The sequence below is a fragment of the Mesorhizobium sp. M1E.F.Ca.ET.041.01.1.1 genome (assembly GCF_003997355.1).
Taxonomy (GTDB): domain Bacteria; phylum Pseudomonadota; class Alphaproteobacteria; order Rhizobiales; family Rhizobiaceae; genus Mesorhizobium.
The window spans coordinates 1-8,383 of the sequence record NZ_RZSL01000258.1; the positions used below are offsets into that span (position 1 = coordinate 1).

An 8,383-nucleotide genomic window follows, 5' to 3' on the forward strand; every position below is an offset into this window, starting at 1 on the left:
CGCCGATCCACCTTCTCCCACAAGGGGAGAAGGGAAAGACAACGAGGACTGTTGCATGGACGTTTTTGACGAAGCGGCCGACAGGCCGAAGGACGAGGCCGATGTGCGCGTCGGCCGGCGCGTGCGGGCGCTCAGACTCGAGCGCAAGCTGTCGCTGGCCGAGCTTGCCGCCAGGGCCGGCATATCCATCGGCGCGCTCAGCCAGATCGAGCGCGGCATGTCCTCGCTGCGCGTCAAGGTGATCTGGCCGCTTGCCGCCGCTCTCGACATCGAACCCTCCGCGCTGATCACCGACGGCAACGAGGCGGTCAACGACCTCTATTGCGTGCGCGCCGACAAGCGGCGCGCGATCCCGGTCAAGTCGGAAGGCATCGCCAAGGCGCTGCTGTCGCCGCCCGCCGCGACGCTCACCGGCATGCTGGTCACGGTCGAGGCCGGCGGCGGCACTGCCGAGGCATACGCCCATGCCGGCCACGAATTCGGCTTCGTGATGACGGGCGAAGTCGAGCTGGTGGTCGACGCCACGACCTACCTGCTCAAGGCCGGCGACAGTTTTGCGTTCAAGAGCACGCTGCTGCACGCTTTCCGCAACCCAGGCGCCGAGCGCTGCCAGATCCTCTGGGTCAACACCACCAAGCCGTCCGAGGTGCGCGATGGCGCCTGATGCGCTCGTTCGTCTGCAGAGAGTTTCGAAGGTCTTTCCAGGCGGCGTGGTCGGCCTCGACGCCGTCGATCTCGACATTGCTCCGGGCGAGTTCCTCACTCTGCTCGGCCCTTCGGGTTGCGGCAAGACGACGAGCCTGCGTGTCATCGCCGGCTTCGAGAGCCCGACCAGCGGCAGGGTTCAGCTTGAAGGCCGCGACATCACGGGCCTGAGGCCCTTCGACCGTCCGGTCAACACCGTCTTCCAGGACTATGCGTTGTTCCCGCACATGGATGTCGCGGCCAATGTCGGCTTCGGCCTGTCGCTGCGAAAGCTGTCGGGCGCCGAGCAGGCGCGGCGCGTCGGCGAAGCGCTCGACATGGTAGGCCTCGCCGACAAGCTGCGCGCCCGTATCTCCGAGCTGTCAGGCGGCCAGCGCCAGCGCGTGGCGCTCGCCCGCGCCATCGTCTGCGAGCCCCGCGTGCTCTTGCTCGACGAGCCGTTGTCGGCGCTCGATGCGCATCTGCGCGAGCAGATGCAGGTGGAGCTCAAGCGGCTGCAGTCGCAGCTCGGCACCACCTTCGTCATGGTCACCCACGACCAGACCGAGGCGCTGTCGATCTCCGACCGCATCGTCGTCATGAACAAGGGCCGCATCGAGCAGATCGCGCCGCCGGCCACGCTCTATGATCGGCCGGCGACGCGGTTCGTCGCCTCTTTCATCGGCACGATGAACCTTCTGCAGTCGCGCTTCCTCGGCCGGGACGGCGAGCGCCTGCGCTTTACCGCCGGCACGCTGCCGCTGGAGGCTATTTCCGACACCGGCGAGATGCCGGCCGCGGGCGATACGCGCACCCTCGGCGTGCGTCCAGAGGATCTTCTGGCAGCCACCGAGGCCGCCGACGGCACAGCGCCGGCACGGGTGAGCGGCATCGTCTTTCACGGCCGCACACTGCGCCTTCACGCTGAGCTCGGGCTGGGGACTTCCATCGTGATCGACGCACCACGCCGCGCCGACGGGTCTCAATTCAGCGTCGGCGACGTCGCGCATATCAGCCTGCGGCGCGGCGCCAACTGCCCCGTGCTTGCGAGCTGAAGGCGCCGTCACGACGCCTTGGCGAAAAAGCCCTGATAGTCGGACTTGGCCTGCAGCAGGCGCAGGATGTTTTCGCGTGAGCCGCGCACATGCGCGCGGGCGCGCTCGCCGGCCAAAGCGACATCGCCGTCACAGATCGCATCGACGATGCCGGTGTGCTCCTCGCGGGTGGGCTTCCATTCATCCAGCCAAAGAAGCTCCGTCCAGACATATTGCTGGCACTTGTCGAGTATGCCGCAGAGCATGCCATAGAGCATCTCGTTGCCGCTGATCTCGGCGATCACCCGGTGCAGGTCGATGCCGACCTGCAATTCCTCGAATTTCTCCCGCGTGCTGCGGTCGGGGATCGCCGCCAGCCGCTCACATTCGGCGAGCATGCCGCGCAGCTTCGCCTTGTCGGCGGCGCTCGCGTTGGCCGCCGCCAGCTCGGTCGCGCGCCCGTCGAGCAGCTCGCGGATGTCGAAGGCCTCGCGGAACATGGTCAGGTTGAATTCGGCAACCACATAGCCCTGGCGCGGGCGCCCTATCACCAGACCGTCGCGTTCCAGCCGGTTGAAGGCCTCGCGCACCGGCGTGCGGCTCACCTTGAGGCGCTCGGCGATCTCGTTTTCCGTGACGCGGCCGCCCGGCGGGATCTGCCCGGTGATGATCATCGCCTTCAGCTTCTCGAACACCGAGTCGCGCAGCGTGTTTTTCCGTTCCTTGCTCAAGCGTCCCGCCTCCAACGGTCCATCGCAGAATCACAGTCTAGTGCATTTTAGCGCCTGCTTGAAACAGGACCGTTTCGCCAGAAACAGGCGCTCCGAGCCGAGCCTCGTTTTATCGCCGCCGAAAAACACACGACTCGTGTTGACATCGGCTTCCTACGAATTACACTCAAAATTGTATACAAATTCGCATACCAAATCAACGATAACGGGAACACCGGTTGGAGAAGCGAAAAATGACGAAGAGACTTTGCATTCACGGCCTTGCTGGCCTGCTGGCTTCGGTCGCCGTTCCGGCATCGGCCGCCGACACCATCACCGTCGCCTCATGGGGCGGCACCTATCAGGAAGCGCAAACCAAAGCTTTCTTCGATCCGACGGCGAAGGACCTCGGCATCACCATCAAGCAGGACACCACCAACGGCCTTGACGACGTCCGCCTGCAGGTCACCGGCAACGCTGTCAAATGGGATATCACCGAGCTCGGCGCCGACGAATGCGCGCGCGGTTCCAAGGAAGGCCTGTTCGAGAAGCTTGACTACAACCTAATCGACAAAAGCGGCATCAACCCGAAGCTCGTCCATGACGACTGGGTGGGCATCTCCTACACCTCCGTCGTGCTGATCTACCGTACCGATGTTTTCGGCGACAAGGGACCGAAGAGCTGGGCCGACTTCTGGGATGTCGAGAAGTTCCCCGGCCGCCGCGCCCTTTCCGGCAGCCAGGCGACGGAAACGTTGAGCGTCGCCGCCCTCGCCAAGGGCACCCCGATCGACAAGGTCTACCCGGTCGACATCGACGGCGCGCTGCAATCCGTCGACAAGGTCCGGGGCCATATCGATGCCTGGTGGACTTCGGGCGCGCAGGCCATGCAGTTGGTCAAGGACGGCGAGGTCGATATGGCCAGTATCTGGAACGGTCGCGCCGGCACCTTGAGGAAGGAAGGCGCGCCCGTGAGCTTCTCCTTCGATCAGGGTGTGCTCACCGCCGACTGCATGGTCATCCCGAAGGGTTCGAAGAACAAGGACATCGCCATGAAGGCGCTGGCCAAGTTCGTCAGCCCCGACCTCCAGGCCAACCTGCCGCTCTATGTCGACAACGGCCCGGCCAACGAAAAGGCCTTCGAGACCGGCAAGATCCCGAAGGAGCGCATCAAGGACATCAACTCCTCGCCCGAGAACGTCAAGAAGCAGGTGCTGCAGGATCCCGAGTTCTGGCGCGACAACCTCGTTGAAGCGACCGAGAAGTTCAACAACCTGATCCAGCAATGACGTCTGCGCCGGAGCGGCGCGCCTAAGCGTCGCTCCGCTTCCGACAATGATCCGGAGTTGAAGGAGATGCTCTTGTCTCTCGCGCCGTCCGCGCTTCCCATCGGCATCCACGGCATCGAGAAGCGGTTCGGCGCCGTCTCCATCCTCAGCGATCTCAGCCTCGATGTCGCCGCCGGAGAGTTCCTGACACTGCTCGGTCCGTCCGGCTCGGGAAAGACGACGCTGCTGATGATCCTGGCGGGCTTCGTGCGGGCCAATGCCGGCTCCATCAAGGTCGGTGGCGATGAGATCGTCACCATGCCGCCGCACAAGCGCAACATCGGCATGGTGTTCCAGAACTACGCGCTGTTCCCGCACATGAACGTCTTCCACAATATCGCTTTTCCGTTGAAGCAGCGGCGCGTATCGGCGGCGGAAACGGCCGAGCGTGTCGAGAGGGCGCTGGACCTGGTGCAACTGAAAGGCCTCGGCGAGCGCCGCGTCGACCAGCTCTCCGGCGGCCAGCGCCAGCGCGTGGCGTTGGCGCGCGCCATCGTTTTCGAGCCCCGCATCGTTTTGATGGACGAGCCGCTCTCGGCGCTGGACAAGGGCTTGCGCGAGCACATGCAGATCGAGCTGCGCAACCTGCATCGCCGGCTCGGCATGACGACCGTCTACGTCACGCACGACCAGCGCGAGGCGATCACCATGTCGGACCGCATCGCGGTCATGAATGCCGGCCGCATCGAGCAGATCGACCAGCCCGAAGCCCTCTACGCCAGGCCGAAGACGAAATTCGTCGCCGGCTTCATCGGCGAATCCAACTTCATTCCGGTCGAATGCCGTAACGGCAGCATCTGGCATGGGGATAGAAAGCTGCGCATGAACGATCCCGTGCCGGCCGTCGGCCGGCACCTCATGGTGGTGCGGCCGGAAAAGCTGCGGTTGGTCGCCGACGGGGAACAGGCCGGAACCCTCAACATGCTGGCGGCGACCGTCGGCGACGTGATCTATCAGGGCGACAGCTTCATCTGCTACGCGACGCTGCGCGACGGCCGGCAGGTGACGCTGCGCGACTATTGCCGCTCCGACGTGCTGGCGAAGCTGCCGGCGCCGGGCAAGCCCATCACGCTCGGCATCGATGCGCAGGACGTCGTGCTGGTGGCGGATCAATGAGCGTCGGATCCGCCAGCCTCGACCGTGCCGGCAAGCCGGATGGCGTGCTGAACGCCGATGCGCTGCGCGCCGATGCCCGGCGTCAGGCGCTGGGACTGCTGGCGTTGCTGTCGCCCGGGCTGTTTCTGGTCTTTGCCGTCATCATCGTGCCGATCGGCTGGCTGTTCTGGCTCTCGCTGTTCGACGAGACCGGTGAGCTCAGCCTCGCCAATTACGCGCGCTTCTTCGAGCAGGCGTCCTACATCAAGACCTTCGCCACAACCTTCAAGGTCGCCTTCGTCGTCACCGGCGCCTGCGTGCTGTTCGGCTATCCGCTGGCCTATATGCTCTCGCAACTGCCGCGCCGCGCGGCCTCGATCTGCCTGATCTTCGTCATCCTGCCGTTCTGGACCTCGGTGCTGGTGCGCACCTATGCCTGGCTGGTCATCCTGCAGCGCAAGGGCCTGATCAACAACTGGCTGATCGACCTCGGCGTGATCGGCCAGCCGCTGCCGCTCGCCAACAATTTCGCCGGCGTCGTCATCGGCATGACCCACATCATGCTGCCGTTCCTGGTGCTGCCGCTCTACGCCTCGATGAAGACGATCGACGTCGACTGCCTGCGCGCCGGCATGAATCTCGGCGCCAGCCCGGCCGCCACCTTCCGGCAGATATTCTTCCCGCTGTCGCTGCCCGGCCTCGCCTCCGGCGTGGTCATCGTCTTCGTGCTCTGCCTCGGCTTCTTCGTCACGCCGGCGCTGATGGGCGGCGGCAAGGTCATCATGTGGGCAATGCGCATGGAACAGGCCGCCAGCCTCTATTCCAACTGGGGCGCAGGTGCCGCGCTCGGCGTCGTGCTGCTTGCCGTCACGCTGGCGCTCCTCGGCCTCTTCCAATGGCTGCTCGGCGCGCGCGCCACCGGCGTATGGAGCCGGCGATGAGCGCGGAAAACAGCCTGCCCATCTCGCATTGGCAACGCCTCTGGCTCTACCTGCTGGGCGGCCTTGTCATGCTGTTTCTGATCGCCCCTTCGGTGATCATCGTCATCATGTCCTTCTCCGGCTCGACGCTGCTGCAGTTCCCGCCGCAGCAATGGTCGCTGCGTTGGTATGAGAGCTATTTCGGCTCCGTCGAGTGGCGAGACGCCACCGTCGTTTCGGTCAAGGTGGCGGTTATGACGGCGATCGTCGCAACGCCGCTCGGAACCGCTGCCGCCTACGCCATCAATGCCGGCACGCTGCGGCTGACGGGCGCCATCAACGCGCTGCTCACGGCCTCGCTGATCATCCCGGTCATCCTGATCGGCATCGGCACCTTCTTCCTCTACGCCCGCATCGGCCTCAACAACACGCTGACCGGGCTCGTCATCGCCCACACGGTGCAAGCGCTTCCGCTGGTCGTACTCACCGTCCTGTCGGGGCTGCGCTCCTACGACATGAACCAGGAGATGGTGGCGCGCAGCCTCGGCGCCGGGCGCTTCGCCGCCTTCTTCCAGGTGACCATGCCGCAGCTGCGCTTCTCGATCGTGTCGGGCGCGCTGTTTGCCTTCATCACTTCGTTCGACGAGGTTGTGGTGTCGCTCTTCATCTCGGGTGGCGAGACCACGACGCTGACGCGCCGCATGTTCAACGCGCTGCGCGATCAGATCGATCCGACGATTGCCGCCATTTCGACTTGCCTGATCGTGCTATCGATCGTCTTGTTGTCCGCCGCCCAGCTTTTCGGCCGCGGACGTTGAAGTTGAGGGATAATCAGAACCGCATGCGTGATTTCCAGTACCCAGGCCGCTCGCCGGTCCGCGCCACCGAAGCCATGGCCGCGACCTCGCATCCGTTGTCGACGCTTGCTGCCGTCGACATGCTGCGCTCCGGCGGCAACGCCATGGACGCCGCCGTCTGCGCCGCCGCCGTCCAGGCCGTGGTCGAGCCGCAATCGACCGGCATCGGCGGCGACTGTTTTGTCCTCTATTGCCCGAAAGGTGATGGTAATGTGATCGCCTTCAATGGTTCCGGCCGCGCACCCAAAGCAGCGACGGTCGACTGGTACCTGGAGCACGGCTTCAGTGAACTGCCGAAGCAGGGCGCGCACGCTGTCACCGTTCCCGGCGCCGTCGACGCCTGGTGCCGGCTGCTCGAAGACCATGGCCGCAAGGGGATCGCCGATGCTCTCGCTCCCGCTATCCACTACGCCGAGAACGGCTATGTCGTGCACGACCGCGTCGCCTTCGACTGGGCTGATCCGGAAACCGATCTGTCGGCCGACAAGGTGGCGGCGCGAATCTTCCTGCCGGGCGGTCAACCGCCCAAGGCCGGCGATATCCATCGCCAGCCGGAACTGGCGGAGACGCTGCGCATCATCGCCCAAAAAGGCCGCGCCGGCTTCTACAAAGGCGAAGTCGCGGAGGATTTGGTCGGGCGGCTTCGTGTACTTGGCGGACTGCATACGCTGGACGATTTCGCTGCAACGAAGGGCGACTACAAACCGCCGGTCCGTACATCCTATCGCGGCTATGACATCCATCAGATGCCGCCGAACAACCAGGGCCTCACCGCGCTCCTGATGCTGAACGTGCTCTCCGGCTTCGATCTTGGCGCGCTCGATCCGAATGGCGCAGAGCGCCTGCATCTGGAGATCGAGGCCGGGCGGCTGGCCTATCGCGATCGCGACAATCTGATTGCCGACCAGGATTACGTCGCGGTGCCGGTGAAGGAGCTTCTCTCCGCTGCCTATGCCGACCGGCTGCGCGTCGCGATCGACCGCGAGCGCGCCATGACGCATTTGCCGCGCGTCGATTTGCCGGGCAGCGACACGGTCTACATCTCCGTCATCGACCGCGACTTGAACGCGGTGAGCTTCATCAACTCGACCTACTATTCCTTCGGCAGCGGCGTCGTCGGCCCCAAGACCGGCGTCGTGCTGCAGAATCGCGGCACCAGCTTCCGGCTCGATCCCAAGCACCCGAATGCAATAGCGCCGGGCAAGCGGCCGATGCACACGATCATGCCGGGCATGATGACAAGGAATGGCCGCGCGGTGATGCCGTTCGGCGTCATGGGCGGCGGCTACCAGCCGTTCGGCCATGTGCATCTTTTGACCAACATGATCGACTTCGGCATGGACCCGCAGCAGGCGCTGGACGCGCCGCGCGTCTTCTACAACCACGATGTCGTCGAGGCCGAGCGCAGCGTGCGCGCAGATGCCGTCGAGGGCCTGCGTCACCGGGGCCATCGCGTTGTCGAGCCAGACCATCCGCTTGGCGGCGGTCAGGCTGTATTCATCGATTGGGAAAAAGGCACGCTGACCGGCGCCTCCGATCCGCGCAAGGACGGGCTGGCGCTCGGATATTGAGCAGCCCTTTGCTGGACATTGGCCGATCGTTCGAAACATAGTCTGGATCCATGACAAGAAGCGAAAACTCCATCGACCTCGCCCATCGTCTTGCGCCCGGCGCCGACAACGCGCCGGCCATTGCTGCGCCTGACCGAACGGCCCTCTCGCATGTCGGGCTGCGCCGGCTGATTGGTGAGACGGT

General features: G+C 64.8%; 8 protein-coding genes. 7 read left to right on the forward strand and 1 reads right to left on the reverse strand.

Features of this window, described 5'->3' with window-relative positions; translation table 11 throughout:
- Positions 1–55: 55 nt before the first annotated feature.
- Positions 56–664, forward strand: a complete 609-nt coding sequence (locus EOA38_RS20375) for a cupin domain-containing protein (protein WP_127300070.1) — start codon at positions 56–58, stop codon at positions 662–664.
- Complete coding sequence (locus tag EOA38_RS20380) at positions 654–1,739, forward strand: ABC transporter ATP-binding protein (protein ID WP_127300071.1); 1,086 nt, start codon at positions 654–656, stop codon at positions 1,737–1,739. The genes EOA38_RS20375 and EOA38_RS20380 overlap by 11 nt, the downstream gene beginning before the upstream one ends.
- An 8-nt stretch (positions 1,740–1,747) precedes the next feature.
- On the opposite strand, the gene EOA38_RS20385 is transcribed toward EOA38_RS20380, so the two are convergent.
- On the reverse strand, positions 1,748–2,449 hold the full coding sequence (locus tag EOA38_RS20385; protein WP_189350254.1) for a GntR family transcriptional regulator: 702 nt from the start codon (positions 2,447–2,449) through the stop codon (positions 1,748–1,750).
- 233 nt (positions 2,450–2,682) lie between these two features.
- Here EOA38_RS20385 and EOA38_RS20390 point away from each other — a divergent pair, with 233 nt between their 5' ends.
- The 5 genes from EOA38_RS20390 to ggt all read left to right on the forward strand — a co-directional run bounded on the left by EOA38_RS20390 (position 2,683) and on the right by ggt (position 8,199).
- Entirely contained in the window at positions 2,683–3,717 is a 1,035-nt protein-coding gene (locus EOA38_RS20390; protein ID WP_127221799.1) for an ABC transporter substrate-binding protein, read from the forward strand.
- A 72-nt stretch (positions 3,718–3,789) separates the two neighbouring features.
- On the forward strand, positions 3,790–4,872 hold the full coding sequence (locus EOA38_RS20395; RefSeq protein ID WP_127300072.1) for an ABC transporter ATP-binding protein: 1,083 nt from the start codon (positions 3,790–3,792) through the stop codon (positions 4,870–4,872).
- Positions 4,869–5,792, forward strand: a complete 924-nt coding sequence (locus EOA38_RS20400) for an ABC transporter permease (protein ID WP_127300073.1) — start codon at positions 4,869–4,871, stop codon at positions 5,790–5,792. Before EOA38_RS20395 ends, EOA38_RS20400 begins: the two co-directional genes overlap by 4 nt.
- On the forward strand, positions 5,789–6,589 hold the full coding sequence (locus EOA38_RS20405; RefSeq protein WP_127300074.1) for an ABC transporter permease: 801 nt from the start codon (positions 5,789–5,791) through the stop codon (positions 6,587–6,589). Before EOA38_RS20400 ends, EOA38_RS20405 begins: the two co-directional genes overlap by 4 nt.
- A gap of 23 nt (positions 6,590–6,612) precedes the next feature.
- Complete coding sequence (gene ggt, locus EOA38_RS20410; protein WP_127222269.1) at positions 6,613–8,199, forward strand: gamma-glutamyltransferase; 1,587 nt, start codon at positions 6,613–6,615, stop codon at positions 8,197–8,199.
- The last annotated feature ends 184 nt before the right edge of the window (positions 8,200–8,383 follow it).

What these genes read in the sequence shown, in the direction of transcription:
- EOA38_RS20375 (WP_127300070.1), top strand. Translation starts at nt 56, where the DNA reads ATGGACGTTTTTGACGAAGCGGCCGACAGGCCGAAGGACGAGGCCGAT.
- EOA38_RS20380 (WP_127300071.1), top strand. Translation starts at nt 654, where the DNA reads ATGGCGCCTGATGCGCTCGTTCGTCTGCAGAGAGTTTCGAAGGTCTTT.
- EOA38_RS20390 (WP_127221799.1), top strand. Translation starts at nt 2,683, where the DNA reads ATGACGAAGAGACTTTGCATTCACGGCCTTGCTGGCCTGCTGGCTTCG.
- EOA38_RS20400 (WP_127300073.1), top strand. Translation starts at nt 4,869, where the DNA reads ATGAGCGTCGGATCCGCCAGCCTCGACCGTGCCGGCAAGCCGGATGGC.
- EOA38_RS20405 (WP_127300074.1), top strand. Translation starts at nt 5,789, where the DNA reads ATGAGCGCGGAAAACAGCCTGCCCATCTCGCATTGGCAACGCCTCTGG.
- ggt (WP_127222269.1), top strand. Translation starts at nt 6,613, where the DNA reads ATGCGTGATTTCCAGTACCCAGGCCGCTCGCCGGTCCGCGCCACCGAA.